We start from the raw sequence: 18573 nt of genomic DNA, 5'->3' as shown, positions 1-18573 counted from the left end.
GTCAACCCGGCACGCGCGAATGAGCGCATGCTGGTCTCGGCGCGAAATCGATAACGGATGGTGATTCCTTCGATGGACTTCAAAGACTATTACAAGATACTCGGCGTGGAGCCGACAGCGGACGACAAGGCGATCAAGGCTGCCTATCGCAAGCTGGCGCGCAAATACCACCCCGATGTCAGCAAGGAAAAAGACGCCGAGGCCAAGTTCAAGGACGCCTCGGAAGCCTATGAAGCGCTGAAGAGCGCCGACAAGCGCGCCGAGTACGACGACCTGCGCCGTTATGGCCAGCATGGTCAGCCGTTCCAGGGCCCGCCGGGCTGGCAGAGCCGTGGTGGCTTTGGCGGCGGTGGTGGCGACACCGGCGACTTCTCGGACTTCTTCAGTTCGATCTTCGGCAATCGCGGCGCCGGTTTCGGTGGCGGCGAAGGTCGGCAGCAACGCAGTGCAGGACGGCGGGGACAAGACGTGGAAATGGAACTGCCGATCTTCCTTGAGGAGACGCTGTCGAACGAGTCGAAGAAGGTCAGCTTTCAGGTCCCGCAGTACAACGCCAACGGTCAGCACGTCAGCAACACCAGCAAAAGCCTGAACGTGAAGATCCCGGCGGGCGTGACCGACGGCGAGCGCATCCGCCTCAAGGGGCAGGGCGCGCCGGGCATCGGTGGCGGCGCCAATGGCGATCTGTACCTGACCATTCGCTTTGCGCCGCACCCGAAATTCGATGTCGAAGGCGACAACCTGATCATCACCTTGCCATTGGCACCGTGGGAGCTGGCGCTGGGCACCGAGGTGGCCGTGCCGACCCTGACCGGCAAGATCAACCTCAAGGTTCCGGCCGGCAGCCAGAACGGCCAGCGCATGCGCGCCAAGGGCCATGGTCTGAAAAACAAGGCCGGTGAGCGCGGTTACCTGTTCGTGCAGCTCAAGGCCGTGATGCCGAAAACCTCGGACGACGAGGTCAAGGCGCTGTGGCAGGAACTGGCGAAGAAAGCCGCGTTCAACCCACGCGAGAACTTCTGAACCCGACGACGGAGTAGCCCATCATGAGCAGCCCCCTGATCGTTCAACTGGACATGGCAGAATTCTGTGAGGCGGCCGATCTGTCGGACGTCTACGTGATCGAAATCGTCGAACACGGCATCCTCGAACCTCAGGGCGCGCAGCCCCGGGAATGGCGGTTCACCGACTACGAGCTGAGCCTGGCCAAACGCGCCGCGAAGTTGCGGCGCGAGCTGGAGCTGGAGTGGGATGGGGTCGCGCTGGCACTGAATCTGCTGGAGGAAGTGCACGAGTTGCGGGCGGAGAACCGGATGCTCAGGCAGCGCTTGGGGCGGCTGGTGGTCGAATAGGTTTTCCGTGGTATTGGCCGGCCTCATCGCTGGCAAGCCAGCTCCCACAAGGAACTATGTCGTACACAAAGTTTGTATTCGACGCCGAACCTGTGGGAGCTGGCTTGCCAGCGATGAATTTACCGCAGATTTTCTTGCTTAAACCTTTCTCGGCAACACCACACTGAACAGCGTCCCGTCAGCCTCGCTCGAGCTGACGTCGATTGTCCCGCCATGGGCGCTCACCACTTCCTTGACGATGAACAAGCCCAACCCGAGGCTGGTCGACGGCTGCCCGAGTTCTTCGTCGGCGCTGCGCACCAGCGGGTCGAAAATCGTGCCGATCGCCTCTTCGGAAATCGGTGTGCCGTAGTTGTGCACCGTCAGGCACACGTTGTCGCCCTCGCCACGCAGATCAAGGGTCACGTCGCGCTGGCTGGTGCCGTGCTGCAAGGCGTTGCCGATCAGGTTTTGCAGGAGCTGGTCGATTCGCCCGGCGTCCCACATCCCACGGGTGTCGCCGTGCACCGTGAGCTTCGGATCGGATAGCGGATTACCGGCGCAGGCTTCGGCAATCGCCGCCCGCGCCGCAACGGCCAGGTCCATCGCTGCCGGCTCGATCGGCAGGCTACGGCCGAGGCGACTGCGCACCAGCTCCAGCAGGTCGCTGACCATCGTCGCCATGTGCCGCGCGCCACGCTTGATGTGCTGGGCGCAGGCCAGGGCATCGCCTTCAAGGCTGGATTTGCGCAGCAGCAGTTCGGTGGACATGCTCACCGCCTGCAGCGGCGCGCGCAGGTCATGGCCGAGGATGGCGAGGAAAATGTCCCGCGAGCGATTGACCTGCTCGGCGTAGGCCGCGGTGGATTCGGCCAGTGCCTCGTCGATGGCTTCGTTGAAACGGATCATGTCCTGAAAATAGGTCATGTCCGGCGATTCAAGGCTGTTGACCCACAGGCGGATCACACAGGCGCGCAAATGGCGGAATTCGCTGGTCATCTGCACCAGATCGAAACCGACGGTGTGGCGCAGTTCGCCATGGCTGGCGCCGGCCTCGTCCAGACTCGGGGTCTTTTCCGGGCCCTCGCCCTTGGCTTTGGCAGCCTGTTCGGCGGGGCTCTGTGGCTTGCTCATGTCGCGGGCGGCGGCCCGCAGAATCTCGCTGGCGTGATCGCGCAGCGCAGTGGAATCCAGATGGTCGGCCGCCGGCGTGATGGTCGCGGCGAACTGTTCCCATTCATCGACGATAGGCTCGATGTTGGCCAAGATGAACTCGGAAAGACGCATGGGCAGTTCCTGAAAATAGGCGGAGCGAATCGAATATTAGCCCCTTTGGCGGGAAATACACGACCGTTTGCGCATCGGTTTTCCTGCCCCATGAAAAAGGCCCCGGCCCGTGCGCAAGATGCGGGTCGGGGGCCTTTTGCCGTGTGTCAGAACAGGAAGTAACGCTGAGCCATCGGCAAGGTTTCCGCCGGTTCACACCACAGCAGCACACCGTCGGCCTTGACCTGATAGGTCTGCGGATCGACGTCGATGTTCGGCAGGTAATCGTTATGGATCAGGTCGGTTTTCTGCACATCGCGGCAGCCTTTGACCACGGCGATTTTCTTCTTCAGTCCCAGTGCCTCGGGCAACCCTGCCTCCTGTGCGGCCTGGCTGATGAAGGTCAGGCTGGTGGCGTGCAGCGAGCCGCCGTAGCTGGCGAACATCGGGCGGTAGTGCACCGGTTGCGGGGTTGGGATCGACGCGTTGGCGTCGCCCATCAGGCTCGCAGCGATGGCGCCGCCCTTGAGGATCAGCGTCGGTTTCACACCGAAGAACGCCGGACGCCAGAGCACCAGATCGGCCCATTTGCCGACCTCCACCGAGCCCACCTCATGGCTGATACCGTGGGTGATCGCCGGGTTGATCGTGTACTTGGCGATGTAGCGCTTGGCGCGGAAGTTGTCGTTGCCTTCGCCGTCCTGGGGCAGCGGGCCGCGCTGCTTTTTCATCTTGTCGGCAGTCTGCCAGGTGCGTGTGATGACTTCGCCGACGCGGCCCATGGCCTGGCTGTCGGAGCTGATCATCGAGAACGCGCCGAGGTCGTGGAGGATGTCTTCGGCGGCAATCGTCTCGCGGCGGATGCGGCTTTCGGCGAACGCCACGTCTTCGGCGATGCTCGGGTCGAGGTGGTGGCAGACCATCAGCATGTCGAGGTGTTCGTCGATGGTGTTGCGGGTGAACGGCCGGGTCGGGTTGGTCGAGCTCGGCAGCACGTTAGGGAAACCGCAGGCCTTGATGATGTCCGGCGCATGGCCGCCACCGGCACCTTCGGTGTGATAGGTGTGAATGGTGCGGCCCTTGAACGCGCCCAAGGTGGTTTCGACGAAACCGGACTCGTTGAGGGTGTCGGTGTGGATCGCCACTTGTACGTCGTACTGGTCGGCGACGCTCAGGCAGTTGTCGATGCTCGCCGGGGTGGTACCCCAGTCTTCGTGCAGTTTGAGGCCGATGGCCCCGGCCTTGACCTGCTCGATCAACGGCTCCGGCAGGCTGGCGTTGCCCTTGCCGGTGAGGCCGATGTTCATCGGGAACGCGTCGGCGGCCTGGAGCATCCGCGCCAGGTGCCACGGGCCGGAGGTGCAGGTGGTGGCGTTGGTACCGGTCGCCGGCCCCGTGCCGCCGCCGATCATGGTGGTGACGCCGCTCATCAGCGCTTCTTCGATCTGCTGCGGGCAAATGAAATGGATGTGCGTGTCGATGCCGCCGGCGGTGAGGATCATGCCTTCACCGGCGATCACTTCGGTGCTGGCGCCGATGGCGATGGTCACGTTCGGTTGTACGTCCGGGTTACCGGCCTTGCCGATAGCAGCGATGCGCCCGTCCTTGAGGCCGACGTCGGCTTTGACGATGCCCCAGTGGTCGATGATCAACGCATTGGTGATCAGCGTGTCGACCACTTCGGCAGCGAGCAACTGGCTCTGGCCCTGGCCGTCACGGATGACTTTGCCGCCGCCGAACTTCACTTCTTCGCCGTAGGTGGTGAAGTCTTTTTCGACTTCGATCCACAACTCGGTGTCCGCCAGGCGCACCTTGTCGCCGACGGTGGGGCCGAACATGTCGGCGTAGGCTTGCCGGGAAATCTTCATTTCAATTCCTTGCAAAAATTTATTGTGGCGAGGGGATTCATCCCCGATCGGGTGCGAAGCACCCGCCATTCAGCAAAAGTGATTTTGTGGTGGGGCCGGTGGCGGTTGGCGACCGCTGCGCGGTCGATCGGGGATGAATCCCCTCACCACAGATAAACCCCTCACCACAGGTGAATCTGCTTCAGTCGAGATCACCCATGACCCGCCCGGCAAAGCCGAACACCCGCCGATGCCCGGCGTACTCCACCAACTCGACCTCGCGGCTCTGCCCCGGCTCGAAGCGCACGGCGGTGCCGGCGGGGATGTTCAGGCGCATGCCACGGCTGGCGGCGCGGTCGAAGGTCAGCGCGTCATTGGTTTCGAAAAAGTGATAGTGCGAACCGACCTGAATCGGCCGGTCACCGCTGTTGGCGACTTTCAGGCTGAGCGTGCGGCGGCCGACATTCAGTTCGATGTCGCCGGGCTGGATCTGGTACTGGCCGGGAATCATGGCCGGGCTCCTTGCAGAATCTTGTAGTAGAGGGCAGTCGGGCGATAGGTACCGTGCGGGTCGCAGGCGTAATCGGGAATTTCACCGGCACGGGTGTAACCCAGGGCCTTGTAGAACTCTTCGGCGGGCGAGCCGGCCTCGGTGTCGAGGTAGAGCATGCCGCGCTTGTGTTTGGCCGCTTCGAGCTCCAGCGCATTCATCAACTGCTGGCCGAGACCGCGTCGCCGTGCCTGTTCGCGCACCAGCAGCTTCTGCACTTCCGCGCGATTGAGGCCGTTGGCCTTCTGGCACAGGCCCAACTGCACGCTGGCCTGCACTTCTTCATCCTTGACCACCACCCAGAGCAACACGCTGCCCTTGTTCACGTGTTGCTGCACTTCATCGAAGTAGGCGCGAGCCTGCGCGGCATCAAGGTCGGCCATGAAGCCGACGCTGGCGCCATAACCCACGGCGTCGAGCAGCAGATCAATCAGGCCCTGACGATAGTGCGCAAAACTTTCCGCATTGACGCGTCGCAGTTGGGCGGGGTTCATCGCGTGTCACTCCTTGTTGGCGAGCGGCGGCTGCGCGCCAGGGTTGAGGATCAGTTGCATGAAGGTCAGGTCGAGCCAGCGGCCGAACTTGGTGCCGACTTGCGGCATCTGTCCGGTGATGCTGAAACCGGCGCGTTCATGCAGACGAATGGAAGCGGCATTGCCACTTTCGATGGCGGCGACCATCACATGCTTGTCGCAGGCTTTGGCCCGCTCGATCAGCACGCTCATCAATTGCGGGCCAAGGCCATTGCCGCGCTGGTCGCTGCGCACGTAGACCGAGTGCTCGACGGTGTGACGGAAACCGTCGAACGGCCGCCAGTCGCCAAAGGAAGCGTAGCCGAGCACCACGTTGTCGGCGTCGACGATCACCAGAATCGGGTAGGCCTGGGCCTGACGGGCGCTGAACCACGCCTGGCGGTTGCCGAGGTCGACCGCCGACTCGTTCCAGATCGCCGTGGTGTTGAGCACCGCGTCGTTGTAGATGTCACGGATCGCCGGCAGGTCGGCGTGCAGGGCATCGCGAATGGTGTAGGTCATGGCGAGTCCTCAAACGATCGGTTGGTGGACGGTGACCAGTTTGGTGCCGTCGGGGAACGTCGCTTCGACCTGGATCTCCGGGATCATTTCCGGAATGCCTTCCATCACTTGCTCGCGGCCCAACAGGGTGGTGCCGTAGTGCATCAGCTCGGCCACGGTCTGGCCGTCTCGGGCGCCTTCGAGCAGCGCGGCGGAGATGTAGGCCATGGCTTCCGGGTAGTTGAGCTTCAAACCACGGGCCAGTCGGCGCTCGGCGACGAGGCCGGCGGTGAAGATCAGCAACTTGTCTTTTTCGCGTGGGGTCAGGTCCATTTGTTTTTCAAATCTCGGCAGAAGAAAGTTAAGTCGTACGCTCTGTAGGAGCTGCCGAAGGCTGCGATCTTTTGATCTTGATTTTTTACAGCAAGATCAAAAGATCGCAGCCTTCGGCAGCTCCTACAGAGGAATACGGGGAGTGCATTTCAGGTGTTCCAGATTCGCGGTGGCTGGGCCTCGCGACCGAGCAGGGCCGGGCGCAGCAGGCGCCACAGGTCGATCAGCCAGGCGCGGGCCAGCAGTGCCTCGCTCGCCAGGCAGCGGGCAACCAACAGCCCCGGCAACTGGGTCAAATCCCCGCGCACGGCATGCCCCAGCGAACGACAGCGCTCCAGCAGCTCGGCGTCGATTTCACCGGTGACCAACAATGTGGCGAACACCGGACGGCCATCCAGGCCGATCGGCGAATCCAGCAAACCGTCACCGCCAGTAATCCTCTGACGCTCGTGCCAGAGCAATCGCCCGTCGCGGCGGATATCCAGATGCGCTTGAAAGTGTCCGAGGTCGAAGCGCTCGCCACTGGCCGGTCGGCCCAGCGCCACCACGTCCCAGTAGAACAGCCGCGCATCGCCCTCCAGTTCGATCGAGGTGGTGAGTTCAGCCTGAGCGGCGCTGTAGACGATGGTTTCCTGCGGCAGCCACTCCAGCGTCGCGCCGGCGGCGACTTGCAGATCGAGCTGTTGATACGCCGGCCCCGCCGCGCGATACCATTTGGCGGCGCCGGGGCTGGTGATCTGCGCCCAGGCGTCCTGTTCGACGCGGGCGCTGATGTTCAGCCGATCTCCGCCGGCGATCCCGCCCGGCGGGTGGACGATGATGTGTTGGCAGACCTCGGGGCCTTCGGCGTACAGGTGCTTTTGCACGCGCAGCGGGCCGAGATGCCGGCGTTGAACCGGGCGCGTGCAGTCGCCGAAGCGGGCGTAGGCCAGTTCCAGCTCGGCGTGCCAGCTCGGGGTAAACAGGGCAGTGGGAAGCGGTAAGTTCATGGTTTGTGATTATCGTTAGGAAGCTACAGATTAAATTGTTACCAGACCTCGTACACCCTCGGCCTCCATATTTTCGCCGCGACCCTGTTGCACGATCTCGCCCCGGGACATCACCAGGTATTGATCGGCCAGCTCCGCAGCGAAATCGTAGAACTGCTCCACCAGCAAAATGGCCATGTCGCCTCGGGCCGCGAGCTTTTTGATCACCGCGCCGATCTCCTTGATCACCGAGGGCTGGATGCCTTCGGTGGGTTCGTCGAGGATCAGCAAACGCGGACGACTGGCCAGGGCGCGACCGATAGCGAGCTGCTGTTGCTGGCCGCCGGAGAGATCGCCGCCTCGGCGCTGCTTCATTTGTAGCAGCACCGGGAACAATTCGTAGATGAAACCTGGGACTTCCTTCGCTTCACTGCCGGGAAACCGCGACAAACCCATCAGCAGATTCTCTTCCACCGTGAGCCGGCCGAAGATTTCCCGGCCCTGTGGCACATAGGCGATCCCGGCGTGCACGCGCTGGTGCGGCTTGAGCGTGGTGATCGGTTTGCCCTCCCAATTCACCACGCCTTCCTTGGCCGGCAACAGGCCCATCAGGCATTTGAGCAGGGTGGTCTTGCCCACGCCGTTGCGCCCGAGCAGGCAGGTGACTTCGCCGACTTTTACGTCGAATGAGAGGCCACGGAGGATGTGGCTACCGCCGTAGTACTGATGCAGCTTGTCGACTTGCAGCATGTTCAAATTCCTTCTGTTGCACACAGAACCCTGTGGGAGCTGGCTTGCCAGCGATGGCGGTGTGTCAATCAACTTCAATGTTGGATAGGCCGCCTTCATCGCTGGCAAGCCAGCTCCCACAGGTTTTGTATTCGCAATCGTCAGCGGCCGAGATAGACCTCGATCACCCGCTCGTTTTCCTGCACCTGTTCCAGCGACCCTTCCGCCAGCACGCTGCCCTGATGCAGCACCGTCACATGGTCGGCAATCGAGCCGACGAAGCCCATGTCGTGCTCCACCACCATCAGCGAATGCTTGCCGGCCAGCGACTTGAACAGCTCGGCGGTGAATTCGGTTTCGGCATCGGTCATGCCCGCCACCGGCTCGTCGAGCAGCAGCAGTTGCGGGTCCTGCATCAGCAACATGCCGATTTCCAGAAACTGTTTCTGCCCGTGGGACAGCAAGCCCGCCGGGCGATTGACCGAGGTGGTCAGGCGAATGGTGTCGAGCACTTCGCTGATCCGGTCTTTCTGCTCGCCGCTCAACTTCGCCCGCAAACTGGCCCACACCGACTTGTCGGTTTTCTGCGCCAGTTCCAGGTTCTCGAACACGCTCAGCGCTTCGAACACTGTGGGTTTCTGGAACTTGCGACCGATGCCGGCCTGGGCAATCTGCACTTCGCTCATCTGCGTCAGGTCGAGGGTTTCGCCGAACCAGGCCTTGCCGTGACTGGGGCGGGTCTTGCCGGTGATCACGTCCATCAGCGTGGTCTTGCCCGCGCCGTTGGGGCCGATGATGCAGCGCAACTCGCCGACGCCGATGTACAGGTTCAGATTGTTCAGGGCGCGAAAACCGTCGAAGCTGACGCTGATGTCTTCCAGGGTCAGGATCGTGCCGTGGCGGGTGTCGAGGCCCGGGCCGACGCGTTGGCCGAGGCCGATCGAGTCGCGGCTGGTGCCCTCATCCTTGTTCGGTTCCACGGGGAAAAACGCCGGTTCGAGCATGAATTCAGCACTCGCAGTGACTCTCATTGTTCACCTCGTTTCTTCAGCAGGCCGATCACGCCTTTGGGCAAATACAACGTCACGACGATGAACAGCGCGCCGAGGAAGAACAGCCAGTATTCGGGGAACGCCACGGTGAACCAGCTCTTCATGCCGTTGACCACACCGGCGCCGAGCAGCGGCCCGATCAAGGTTCCGCGTCCGCCAAGGGCGACCCACACCGCCGCTTCGATCGAATTGGTCGGCGACATTTCGCTGGGGTTGATGATCCCCACTTGCGGTACGTACAACGCCCCGGCCAGACCGCACAGCACCGCGCTCAAGACCCAGACGAACAGTTTGAAACCGCGCGGGTCGTAACCGCAGAACATCAGGCGGTTTTCCGCATCGCGCAGCGCGGTCAGCACCCGGCCGAACTTGCTCTGCGCCAGACGCCAGCCGATGAACAGACTCGCCACCAGCAACAACACGGTGGCCAGAAACAGCACCGCGCGAGTGCCCGGTTCAGTGATGCCGAAGCCGAGAATCGTGCGGAAGTTGGTGAAGCCGTTGTTACCGCCGAAGCCGGTCTCGTTGCGGAAAAACAGGAGCATGCCGGCGAAGGTCAGGGCCTGGGTCATGATCGAGAAATACACGCCCTTGATCCGCGAGCGGAAGGCAAAGAAACCGAACACCAGCGCCAGCAGACCTGGCGCCAGCACCACCAGACACATCGACCAGATAAAACTGCTGGTTCCGCTCCAGTACCACGGCAATTCGGTCCACGACAGAAAGGTCATGAACGCCGGCAAGCCGTCACCGGCGGCCTGGCGCATCAGGTACATGCCCATCGCATAACCGCCGAGGGCGAAGAACAGCCCGTGGCCCAGCGACAGCAGCCCGGCGTAACCCCAGACCAGATCCAGCGCCAGAGCAACGATGGCGTAGCAGAGGATTTTGCCGACCAGCGTCAGGGTGTAGGCCGAGACGTGCAGCGCGCTGTCCGCCGGCAACAGCGAGAGCAACGGCAGGGCGATCAACAGCGCGAGGATCACCGCGCCGATGGCAAGCGTGAGTTTCGGGCCGGCCTTTTGCGTGGCCGTGACAAGTAGAGGCTGGTTCATCAGTCGATCACCCGTCCTTTCAGTGCGAAGAGGCCTTGCGGACGTTTCTGGATGAACAGAATGATCAGCGCGAGGATCAGGATCTTGCCGAGCACCGCACCGATCTGCGGTTCGAGAATCTTGTTGGCGATGCCCAGGCCGAACGCCGCCAGTACGCTGCCGGCGAGTTGGCCGACACCGCCCAGCACCACCACCAGGAACGAGTCGATGATGTAGCTCTGGCCCAAGTCCGGGCCGACGTTGCCGATCTGGCTCAGCGCCACGCCACCGAGGCCGGCGATGCCCGAACCGAGGCCGAAGGCGAGCATGTCGACGCGCCCGGTGGGCACGCCGCAGCAGGCGGCCATGTTGCGGTTCTGCGTGACCGCGCGGACATTGAGGCCGAGGCGGGTTTTGTTCAGCAGCAGCCAGGTCAGCACCACCACGAACAAGGCGAAGGCGATGATCACGATGCGGTTGTACGGCAGGACAAGATTCGGCAGCACCTGAATCCCGCCGGACAGCCACGCCGGATTCGCCACCTCAACGTTCTGCGCACCGAACAGCAGGCGCACCAACTGGATCAGCATCAGGCTGATGCCCCAGGTGGCGAGCAGGGTTTCCAGCGGTCGGCCATAGAGGTGTCGAATCACCGTGCGCTCGAGCGCCATGCCGATTGCTGCGGTGACGAAGAACGCCACCGGCAACGCAATCAGCGGATAGAACTCGATCGCCTGTGGCGCGTAGCGCTGGAACAGCAACTGCACCACGTAGGTCGAGTAGGCGCCGAGCATCAGCATCTCGCCGTGGGCCATGTTGATCACCCCGAGCAGGCCGAAGGTGATCGCGAGGCCGAGGGCCGCGAGCAGCAGAATCGAGCCGAGGGACATGCCGCTGAACGCCTGACCCAATACTTCACCGATCAGCAGTTTGCGCTTGACCTGCGCCAGGCTGGTTTCGGCGGCGGTACGCACACCGGCATCGCTTTCGACGCCAGGTTCGAGCAGTCCTTCGAGGCGGGTGCGGGCCAGCGGATCGCCGGTTTCGCCGAGCAGGCGCACGGCGGCCAGACGCACCGCCGGGTCGCTGTCCACCAGTTGCAGGTTGGCCAGCGCCAGGCTCAGGGCGGCGTGGACGCTTTCATCTTTTTCGCCAGCCAGTTGCTGGTCGAGGAATTTCAGCTGCGCGGGTTTCGCGCTTTTCTGCAATTGCTGCGCGGCAGTCAGACGGGTTTTGGCGTCGGCGGCGAGCAATTGGTGGCTGGCCAGAGCGGTGTCGATCAGACCCCGCAGGCGGTTATTCAGGCGCAGGGTTTTGGGCTGGCCGTCGATGATCAATTCGCCTTGTTGCAGGGCGTTGATCAGCTCGACACGCGCCGGCTCGGGCTGCGCGGCCCAGGCTTCCAGCAGTTTGGCCTGTTGCACCGGGTTGGCGGCGACGAAGTCTTCGGCGTCGCTGGCGTGGCCGGCCATCGGCACCAACAGTGCGAGGGCGAGAATGAAGCGGTAAAGGGTAGTCGGCATAAAGAGTCGCCTTGCGCGGACTAATTGTGGGCGCAGTCTTTGTGGCGAGGGGATTCATCCCCGATGGGTTGCGAAGCAGCCCCAAATCCAGCGGTCGCGGTGTATCAGATTGATCGCGTCGACTGATTTCGCGACTGCTTCGCAGCCGGTCGGGGATGAATCCCCTCACCACAAAATATTGTTCCCACAGAGGGATTGTGTCGGGCCGAAAATGCTCATCAGCCCGACACCCAATGGCTCAGTTGCTCTTCACCGCATAATCCGGTTTCTTGTCGTTGCCATCGATAAACGGACTCCACGGCTGCGCACGGATCGGGCCTTCGGTCTGCCACACGACGTTGAACTGACCATCGTTCTGGATCTCGCCGATCATCACTGGTTTGTGCAGGTGGTGATTGGTCTTGTCCATGGTCAAGGTGTAACCCGAGGGTGCGGCGAAGGTCTGGCCGGCCAGCGCTTCGCGGACTTTGTCGACGTCGGTGGACTTGGCTTTCTCCGCCGCCTGCGCCCACATGTGGATGCCGACGTAGGTGGCTTCCATCGGGTCGTTGGTCACCGCTTTGTCGGCGCCCGGCAGGTTGTGTTTCTTCGCGTAAGCCTTCCAGTCAGCGACGAACTTCTTGTTCACCGGGTTCTCCACGGACTCGAAGTAGTTCCACGCCGCAAGGTTGCCCACCAGCGGTTTGGTGTCGATGCCGCGCAGTTCTTCTTCACCCACGGAGAACGCCACCACCGGTACATCGGTCGCCTTCAGCCCCTGGTTGGCCAGCTCTTTATAGAACGGCACGTTGGAGTCGCCGTTGACCGTGGAGATCACAGCGGTCTTGCCGCCGGCGGAGAATTTCTTGATGTTGGCGACGATGGTTTGATAGTCGCTGTGACCGAACGGGGTGTAGACCTCTTCGATGTCCTTGTCGGCCACGCCTTTGGAATGCAGGAACGAGCGCAGGATCTTGTTGGTGGTGCGCGGGTAGACGTAGTCGGTGCCGAGCAGGAAGAAGCGCTTGGCGCTGCCACCTTCTTCGCTCATCAGGTATTCAACGGCCGGGATGGCTTGCTGGTTCGGCGCGGCGCCGGTGTAAAACACGTTCGGCGACATCTCTTCACCTTCGTATTGCACCGGGTAGAACAGCAGGCCGTTGAGTTCTTCGAACACCGGCAGCACCGATTTGCGCGACACCGAGGTCCAGCAGCCGAACACCACCGCGACCTTGTCCTGAGTCAGCAACTGCCGGCCTTTCTCGGCGAACAGCGGCCAGTTCGATGCCGGGTCGACCACCACCGGTTCGAGCATCTTGCCGTTCACCCCGCCCTTGGCATTGATCTCGTCGATGGTCATCAGCGCCATGTCCTTGAGCGACGTTTCGGAAATCGCCATGGTCCCGGACAACGAATGCAGAATCCCCACCTTGATGGTCTCGGCGGCCTGGACAGTCCAGGTCATGCCCATCGCGGCAATGGATGCCGTGAGTGTGAAAGCCTTGATCAAACTGCGACGCTTCATTGTGCGATCTCCATGAACGTTAAAGTTTTTTATGGTTGGCAGATGCGGACGACTGAAGGGTGTTTTGCAAGGGCTGTGCCCGGTCGGGATCGGGCAGGAAAATGTCGGTTTAGAGCGGTCGCGCGTGGGTGGGGTGCACCATGAAGGGACGCGGAGAGAGCGTTGGTGCAGGCGGCCGCGCCAGATTGGGGCGCCCACAATTCCTGTAGGAGCTGCCGCAGGCTGCGATCTTTTGACCTTGATTTCTAATGATCAAAAGCAAGATCAAGAGATCGCAGCCTGCGGCAGCTCCTACAGGGGGATTGTGTTGTGTCAGCGGCGGCGCATCAGGCCGATGAAGAACAGGCCGCCGATGGCCGCGGTGGCAACGCCGATGGGCAGGTCTTCCGGCGCGATCAGGGTTCGCGCGGCCACATCGACCCACACCAGAAACAGGCTGCCGAGCAGTACGCAGGCCGGCAGCAATCGGCGATGTTCGGCACCCACCAGACGCCGGGCAATGTGCGGCACCATCAGTCCGACAAAGCCGATCGAGCCACTGATCGACACCAGCACTCCGGTCATCAACGAGGCGATCACAAACACCCGCAAACGCACCGCCCGGGCATTCAGCCCGAGGGTCACGGCGGTCTGCTCGCCAGCCATCAGTGCGTTCAACGGGCGGGCCATGCCCAGCAGCAGACCGAGGCCGAGCAGCACGCTCAGCGCGGGTATCGCCAGCAGCTCCCAACGCGCCAGGCCAAGGCCGCCGAGCATCCAGAACATCACCGCCGAGCTGGCGCGATGGTCGCCCATGAACAACAGCAGGTTGGCGATCGCCATCATCACGAACGACACCGCCACGCCGCACAGCAGCAAGCGGTCGCTGTCGAGTCGACCCTGCCGATTGGCGATGCCCAATACCAGAAACATGCTCAGCAATGCACCCATGAAGGCGGCAATCGGCAAGGCCAGCAGGCCAACGATTTCACCAATGTGCAGCACCACGATCACTGCGCCGAGGGTCGCGCCAGAGGTGACGCCGAGCAGGTGCGGATCGGCCAGTGGATTACGCGTCACTGCTTGCAGCACCGCGCCGATCAACGCGAGCCCGGCACCGACCAACGCCCCGAGCAGCATGCGCGGCACGCGGATCAGCCAGACGATGTGCTCCTGCCCGGCGCTCCAGCTCACCTCGCCGAAACCGAAGGTCTTGTGCAGCAGAATCCGCCACACCACCTCCACCGGCACCCGCGCCGGACCAAAACCGAGCGAGACCACGCACGACACCAGCAACAGGGCACCGAGGGCGGTGAGCAACAGGGCGTAGCGCCGGTCGATCATTCGCCGTGGAATCCTTTGGCCAGGGTTTCCACCGCCAGCACGTTATCGATGCCCGGTGTGGCCTGCACATAAGGGATGACGATGAAACGCTGGTTCTTGATCGCGTCCACCGATTGCAGCGCCGGGTTCTTCAGCAGAAATTCGATCTTCTGCTCGGCAGTGATTTCGCTGTAGTCGACGATCACGATCACCTGCGGATTGCGTTCGACCACGGTCTCCCAGTTGACCCGGGTCCAGCTCGCGTCGACGTCATCGAGAATATTGCGCCCACCCGCCGCGTCGATCAGCGCCTGCGGCATGCCGAGTCGGCCGGAGGTCATGGCGCGGTCTTCGCCACTGTCGTAGAGGAACACACGCGGCTTGTCGGCGGGCAGGTCTTTACGGATCTCGGCGACCTGATTCTGCATGTCGGCGATCAGTGCGTTGGCGCGATCCTGTACGTCGAAAATCTTCCCGAGGTTGCGCAGGTCGTTGTAGGTGTCGTCCAGCGTGGCCGCCGGACGCTTCATCACGAAGGCGCAGGACTCGGTCAGCTCATACACGTTGATGCCCAGCGGTTGCAGGGTCTGCGGGGTGAGATCACCGCCGACGCGCATGCCGTAATCCCAGCCGGCGAAAAAGAAATCGACGTTGGCGTTGAGCAGGGTTTCCACCGACGGATATTTCGCGGCCAGCTCCGGCAAGCCGTCGAGCAGCGACTGCATCTGGGGCGTCACCGACTTCCAGCCACTGACGCCGCTGTAACCGGCCATGCGCGGTTTGAGGCCGAGGGCGAGCATCATCTGAGTCATGTTGATGTCGTGGCTGACCGCGTGCTTCGGCGCCTCGTTGAAGGTCACTTCGCGGTTGCAGCTATGGACGGTCAGCGGGTATTTGGTGGCTTCGGCCAAGGCTTGGGCACTGCACAACAGAAGAGCGACGCAAAGCAGGGAACGCACAGTCATGGTCGGGTTATCCAGGTGATTCGCGGGTAGCCGTGGAGGGGGTGGGAGTCGATCAACGCCTCGACGCCGAACACGTCGCGCAGCAACTCGGTGGTCAGTACTTCTGGCGGCGTGCCGCTGGCGACGATCCGGCCGTGGTTGATCACGTACAGTCGGTCACAGAACGCGGCGGCCAGGTTCAGGTCGTGGATGCTGGCGAGGGTGCCGATCTGCAGACGTTTGACCAGTTGCAGCAGTTCGAGCTGATAACGCGGGTCGAGGTGGTTGGTCGGCTCGTCGAGGATCAACAGTTGCGGTTGCTGGGTCAGGGCGCGGGCAAGGATCACCCGCTGCTTCTCACCGCCGGACAGGGTGGCGAACGCGTGGTCTTCGAAGCCGTCGAGGCCGACGGACTTGAGCGCTAACGTGGCAAGGTTGCGATCTTCCAGCGTGTCGCCATCGAACAGGCCTTTGTGCGGCGTGCGGCCCATGGCGACCACTTCTTCGACGGTCAGGCCAAAGGCATCGGGGAATTCCTGCAGAACCACGGCGATGCGTTTCGCGCACCAGCGCGAGGATTGCTTCCATACGTTGTGATGATCGAGTCTGACCTCACCGCTTTCCGGCTGACTGAAGCGATAAGCGCAGCGCAGCAGGCTGGTCTTGCCGCTGCCGTTGGGGCCGATCAGCCCGACAAACTCACCGGCGGCCACCTGCAACGAGGCATCACGCAGCTGGAACTGGTGATGGCAGTGGCCGTGGCCCAGGGGTGTCCAGGCAAGGTTGGCGAGATTTAGCGAGGTCATCAAATTCCTGAATTCATTACATCATTTGTGGTGAGGGGATTTATCCCCGATGGACCGCGCAGCGGTCCCAAAACCTGTAATCACGATTTGTCAGAAGACTGTATTCATCGGATTGCGACGGCTTCGCCGCCGATCGGGGATATATCCCCTCACCACAGGAATGTTTGAGCTTTTAAAAGGTGTAATCCGCCGTGACGAAGAACGCTCTCGGCTCGCCGAGGATCCATTGCTGGCCGTCATTGTATTGGCTTTGTGCGTACCGGCGGTCAAACAGATTGTTCAGCTGCAGGCCCAGCGTGGTGTTGCGCAAGGCTTGCCACGACAGCATCGCATCGACCACGGTGTAACTGGGCAGCTCGTTGCGGTTGGCCATGTCGGCGTAGCGCGCGTCGACATAACGCACGCCGGCGCCAGCCTTCAGATCATCGCTGAGGTTTTTATTGAGCCACAGATTGGCAGTTCGACGCGGTACATCCACCGGACGATTGCCGTTGTACGACAGCGTCTGTCCGTTGATCACTTCGGAGAAGTCATCGTACTTGGCCTTGACGATGGCGGCGTTGGCCTGCAGTTGCCAGGCGTGCGGCAGTTGCAGGTCGAGGCTGGCTTCAAGACCGTTGGACGATTGCTGACCGACTTGCTGCTTGAGCGTCGGGTTGCCCGGATCGTCGGTCAGCAGCTTCTTTTTGACGATGCGATAGGCCGCCAGGGTGAACTCGCCGCGTTGATCCCAGAACAACTGCTTCATGCCGACCTCGGTCTGGCGTGCCGTGGACAGGTCGTATTGCTGCTGACTCGGGCTCAGGGATATCAGGCCGCCAATGCCGTCGGTGCTGGTCGCGACCTGAGCGTAAAACGAAGTCTCGGGCGTCAGGGCAAACACCAGTCCAGCCTTCCAGTTATTGCCGGTCAGGGTCTTGTCGCTCTGGCTGTCGTCGACCAGGTTGTTGCGATCCACCTGTACATAGTCACGGCGCACGCCGGTCACCAGCGACCAGCGCTCGCTGAGTTGCGTGCGGTTTTCCGCAAACACTGACATCTGTCTGGTGGTGCTGTCGAACTGGTCGCGGTACGGGTTGGCGCTTTCGAAATAGCCCGGTTGCGGGTGATACAGATCCAGCGCCTGACCGTTCGGCAGCACATCGTTGAACGGCGAGTTGCTGTTGAGCTGGAAACGGATGCGGTTGTAATCGACGCCAGTCACGGTCTGGCTGTCGAGGCCGAACAGCGAGTGTTTGAAGGTGAAGGTCTGGCGGTCACCGACCTGTTCCTGTTGGTGGCCGATGCCGAAGTAGCCGCTGCGGCTGAGCTGTTGCGTGGCGGTGTCGAAGTTGTAGTTCTCGGCGTTCTGCCAGCGGCGCTGGGCCTTGAGGTAGTACAGCTCGTTGCTGGCGCTGACCGTGTCGTTGATCTGCCAATCGGTGGTCAGGCGCGTCCACTGATCGTTGTAGTGCTGCTGGTCGTCGCGCACGTTGTAGTTCTTGTTGCGCAGGCTGTCTTTCAATTGGCCGTTGATCAACGGCGTGCCGAAGTCGTTCTGCGGGCGCTGATCGCCGTAATCGTGGGCGAGGGTGAAGGCCAGGTCTTCGGTGGCCTGCCAGCGCAGCGCGGCGCTGATGAAATCGCTTGATGAATCACCGCGATCAATCCAGCCGTTGCTGCGCAGGCAATTGAGATTGAGCCGATAGCTCAGGGTGTCGCTCAGCGAACCGCCGCTGTCGAATGCCTGCTGCTGACGGTCGTAGGAGCCGTAGCCGAGGCGCAAGTGGTTTTCGATGTCGCCCTCGAACGGTTTCTTCGCAATCACGTTGATCACCGCACCGGTCGCGCCTTCGCCGTACAGCACCGAGGCCGGGCCGCGCAGCACGTCGACGCGCTGCACCGACCAGGTGTCGACCGGAAAGGTCACGGTGCCCATGCCGGTGTACATGCGGTTGCCGTCATACAACTGCATCACTGAACTCTGCCCGGTAAAACCGCGCGCCTGCAACGAAGTGCCGCCATCGCCCGGGGTGCCGGTGCGGCTGATGCCGGTGCTGCGCGACACGGCGTCCTGCACGCTGCGGTCACCACGGGCGCGCACCTGTTCGCCGCTGAGGCTTTCGACGCTGGCCGGGGTTTCCATGGCCGTCAGGTTCAGGCGCGAACCAGCGGTGGCCGGCGTGGTCGGGCTGACATTTTCTTCGTCAAGCGCAGGCGCGGTGATGGTGCCCGCGGGCAGCGTCAACGGCTGGCTGTCGGCGTTGGCGTTGTTCAGGGCGAACAGGCAGAGGCTGGACAAGAGGTACTTGTTCATCGGGGCGGTGAATCACTTCTTCAAAAGAAAACCCGCCACTTTGGGTGGCGGGCAGAGCGGCACATTTGCGTTATA

The 18573-nt window shown here is 62.3% G+C and carries 18 protein-coding genes; 2 read left to right on the top strand and 16 right to left on the bottom strand.

Annotated features, from left to right (window positions below):
* Positions 1 to 72 precede the first annotated feature (72 nt).
* Together KVQ82_RS27050 and KVQ82_RS27045 are read left to right on the top strand one after the other, a co-directional pair.
* On the top strand, positions 73 to 1023 hold the full coding sequence (locus tag KVQ82_RS27050; protein WP_086794516.1) for a DnaJ C-terminal domain-containing protein: 951 nt from the start codon (positions 73 to 75) through the stop codon (positions 1021 to 1023).
* 23 nt (positions 1024 to 1046) lie between these two features.
* Positions 1047 to 1352, top strand: coding sequence for a chaperone modulator CbpM (locus tag KVQ82_RS27045; RefSeq protein WP_047600625.1), 306 nt, complete (start codon positions 1047 to 1049; stop codon positions 1350 to 1352).
* 138 nt (positions 1353 to 1490) lie between these two features.
* On the opposite strand, the gene KVQ82_RS27040 is transcribed toward KVQ82_RS27045, so the two are convergent.
* From KVQ82_RS27040 to KVQ82_RS26965, 16 genes are all read right to left on the bottom strand, one after another.
* Positions 1491 to 2618 carry a sensor histidine kinase gene (locus KVQ82_RS27040; protein WP_222016820.1) on the bottom strand — a complete coding sequence of 376 codons (1128 nt, stop codon included), beginning with the start codon at positions 2616 to 2618 and terminating at the stop codon, positions 1491 to 1493.
* Between the two features lie 146 nt (positions 2619 to 2764).
* Positions 2765 to 4465, bottom strand: coding sequence for an urease subunit alpha (ureC, locus tag KVQ82_RS27035; protein WP_222016818.1), 1701 nt, complete (start codon positions 4463 to 4465; stop codon positions 2765 to 2767).
* A gap of 181 nt (positions 4466 to 4646) precedes the next feature.
* Positions 4647 to 4955 carry an urease subunit beta gene (locus KVQ82_RS27030; protein WP_007966984.1) on the bottom strand — a complete coding sequence of 103 codons (309 nt, stop codon included), beginning with the start codon at positions 4953 to 4955 and terminating at the stop codon, positions 4647 to 4649.
* Positions 4952 to 5488 (bottom strand): GNAT family N-acetyltransferase, encoded by a 537-nt coding sequence (locus KVQ82_RS27025; protein WP_108181538.1) that lies wholly within the window; start codon positions 5486 to 5488, stop codon positions 4952 to 4954. Before KVQ82_RS27025 ends, KVQ82_RS27030 begins: the two co-directional genes overlap by 4 nt.
* A gap of 6 nt (positions 5489 to 5494) precedes the next feature.
* Positions 5495 to 6028, bottom strand: a complete 534-nt coding sequence (locus tag KVQ82_RS27020) for a GNAT family N-acetyltransferase (protein ID WP_108181539.1) — start codon at positions 6026 to 6028, stop codon at positions 5495 to 5497.
* Positions 6029 to 6037: 9 nt separating this feature from the next.
* The gene (locus KVQ82_RS27015; RefSeq protein WP_222016817.1) at positions 6038 to 6340 is read right to left on the bottom strand and encodes an urease subunit gamma; all 303 of its coding nucleotides are present in this window, start codon (positions 6338 to 6340) and stop codon (positions 6038 to 6040) included.
* Positions 6341 to 6489: 149 nt separating this feature from the next.
* On the bottom strand, positions 6490 to 7329 hold the full coding sequence (locus KVQ82_RS27010; RefSeq protein ID WP_222016815.1) for an urease accessory protein UreD: 840 nt from the start codon (positions 7327 to 7329) through the stop codon (positions 6490 to 6492).
* A 30-nt stretch (positions 7330 to 7359) separates the two neighbouring features.
* A complete protein-coding gene (gene urtE / locus KVQ82_RS27005; RefSeq protein ID WP_222016813.1) occupies positions 7360 to 8058 on the bottom strand; it encodes an urea ABC transporter ATP-binding subunit UrtE in 699 nt (232 codons plus the stop codon).
* 140 nt (positions 8059 to 8198) lie between these two features.
* Entirely contained in the window at positions 8199 to 9041 is an 843-nt protein-coding gene (gene urtD / locus KVQ82_RS27000) for an urea ABC transporter ATP-binding protein UrtD (protein WP_177325654.1), read from the bottom strand.
* A gap of 23 nt (positions 9042 to 9064) precedes the next feature.
* On the bottom strand, positions 9065 to 10144 hold the full coding sequence (gene urtC / locus KVQ82_RS26995) for an urea ABC transporter permease subunit UrtC (RefSeq protein WP_041068203.1): 1080 nt from the start codon (positions 10142 to 10144) through the stop codon (positions 9065 to 9067).
* Positions 10144 to 11646, bottom strand: coding sequence for an urea ABC transporter permease subunit UrtB (urtB, locus tag KVQ82_RS26990; RefSeq protein WP_222016810.1), 1503 nt, complete (start codon positions 11644 to 11646; stop codon positions 10144 to 10146). The genes urtC and urtB overlap by 1 nt, the downstream gene beginning before the upstream one ends.
* Positions 11647 to 11884: 238 nt before the next feature.
* Positions 11885 to 13150 (bottom strand): urea ABC transporter substrate-binding protein, encoded by a 1266-nt coding sequence (gene urtA, locus KVQ82_RS26985; RefSeq protein ID WP_027613564.1) that lies wholly within the window; start codon positions 13148 to 13150, stop codon positions 11885 to 11887.
* A 312-nt stretch (positions 13151 to 13462) separates the two neighbouring features.
* A complete protein-coding gene (locus tag KVQ82_RS26980) occupies positions 13463 to 14473 on the bottom strand; it encodes an iron ABC transporter permease (RefSeq protein WP_222016808.1) in 1011 nt (336 codons plus the stop codon).
* The gene (locus tag KVQ82_RS26975) at positions 14470 to 15417 is read right to left on the bottom strand and encodes an ABC transporter substrate-binding protein (protein WP_041068194.1); all 948 of its coding nucleotides are present in this window, start codon (positions 15415 to 15417) and stop codon (positions 14470 to 14472) included. The genes KVQ82_RS26980 and KVQ82_RS26975 overlap by 4 nt, the downstream gene beginning before the upstream one ends.
* Positions 15414 to 16202 (bottom strand): ABC transporter ATP-binding protein, encoded by a 789-nt coding sequence (locus KVQ82_RS26970; RefSeq protein WP_222016806.1) that lies wholly within the window; start codon positions 16200 to 16202, stop codon positions 15414 to 15416. The genes KVQ82_RS26975 and KVQ82_RS26970 overlap by 4 nt, the downstream gene beginning before the upstream one ends.
* Positions 16203 to 16374: 172 nt before the next feature.
* Positions 16375 to 18498: a TonB-dependent siderophore receptor gene (locus tag KVQ82_RS26965; RefSeq protein WP_222016805.1), complete on the bottom strand. Its 2124-nt coding sequence runs from the start codon at positions 18496 to 18498 to the stop codon at positions 16375 to 16377.
* Between the last annotated feature and the right edge of the window lie 75 nt (positions 18499 to 18573).

Source organism: Pseudomonas sp. AO-1 (assembly GCF_019775695.1).
Classification (GTDB): domain Bacteria; phylum Pseudomonadota; class Gammaproteobacteria; order Pseudomonadales; family Pseudomonadaceae; genus Aquipseudomonas; species Aquipseudomonas parakoreensis.
This window is presented reverse-complemented; position numbering and strand designations above follow the sequence as displayed.

Excerpts from the sequence above, each read along its gene's own strand:
- KVQ82_RS27045 (WP_047600625.1), top strand. The coding sequence starts at position 1,047 with ATGAGCAGCCCCCTGATCGTTCAACTGGACATGGCAGAATTCTGTGAG.
- KVQ82_RS27020 (WP_108181539.1), bottom strand. The coding sequence starts at position 6,028 with ATGACCTACACCATTCGCGATGCCCTGCACGCCGACCTGCCGGCGATC.
- urtD (WP_177325654.1), bottom strand. The coding sequence starts at position 9,041 with ATGCTCGAACCGGCGTTTTTCCCCGTGGAACCGAACAAGGATGAGGGC.
- KVQ82_RS27040 (WP_222016820.1), bottom strand. The coding sequence starts at position 2,618 with ATGCGTCTTTCCGAGTTCATCTTGGCCAACATCGAGCCTATCGTCGAT.
- KVQ82_RS26975 (WP_041068194.1), bottom strand. The coding sequence starts at position 15,417 with ATGACTGTGCGTTCCCTGCTTTGCGTCGCTCTTCTGTTGTGCAGTGCC.
- KVQ82_RS27030 (WP_007966984.1), bottom strand. The coding sequence starts at position 4,955 with ATGATTCCCGGCCAGTACCAGATCCAGCCCGGCGACATCGAACTGAAT.
- urtE (WP_222016813.1), bottom strand. The coding sequence starts at position 8,058 with ATGCTGCAAGTCGACAAGCTGCATCAGTACTACGGCGGTAGCCACATC.
- ureC (WP_222016818.1), bottom strand. The coding sequence starts at position 4,465 with ATGAAGATTTCCCGGCAAGCCTACGCCGACATGTTCGGCCCCACCGTC.
- KVQ82_RS26970 (WP_222016806.1), bottom strand. The coding sequence starts at position 16,202 with ATGACCTCGCTAAATCTCGCCAACCTTGCCTGGACACCCCTGGGCCAC.
- KVQ82_RS27015 (WP_222016817.1), bottom strand. The coding sequence starts at position 6,340 with ATGGACCTGACCCCACGCGAAAAAGACAAGTTGCTGATCTTCACCGCC.
- KVQ82_RS27010 (WP_222016815.1), bottom strand. The coding sequence starts at position 7,329 with ATGAACTTACCGCTTCCCACTGCCCTGTTTACCCCGAGCTGGCACGCC.
- KVQ82_RS27050 (WP_086794516.1), top strand. The coding sequence starts at position 73 with ATGGACTTCAAAGACTATTACAAGATACTCGGCGTGGAGCCGACAGCG.
- KVQ82_RS27025 (WP_108181538.1), bottom strand. The coding sequence starts at position 5,488 with ATGAACCCCGCCCAACTGCGACGCGTCAATGCGGAAAGTTTTGCGCAC.
- urtA (WP_027613564.1), bottom strand. The coding sequence starts at position 13,150 with ATGAAGCGTCGCAGTTTGATCAAGGCTTTCACACTCACGGCATCCATT.
- KVQ82_RS26965 (WP_222016805.1), bottom strand. The coding sequence starts at position 18,498 with ATGAACAAGTACCTCTTGTCCAGCCTCTGCCTGTTCGCCCTGAACAAC.
- urtB (WP_222016810.1), bottom strand. The coding sequence starts at position 11,646 with ATGCCGACTACCCTTTACCGCTTCATTCTCGCCCTCGCACTGTTGGTG.
- KVQ82_RS26980 (WP_222016808.1), bottom strand. The coding sequence starts at position 14,473 with ATGATCGACCGGCGCTACGCCCTGTTGCTCACCGCCCTCGGTGCCCTG.
- urtC (WP_041068203.1), bottom strand. The coding sequence starts at position 10,144 with ATGAACCAGCCTCTACTTGTCACGGCCACGCAAAAGGCCGGCCCGAAA.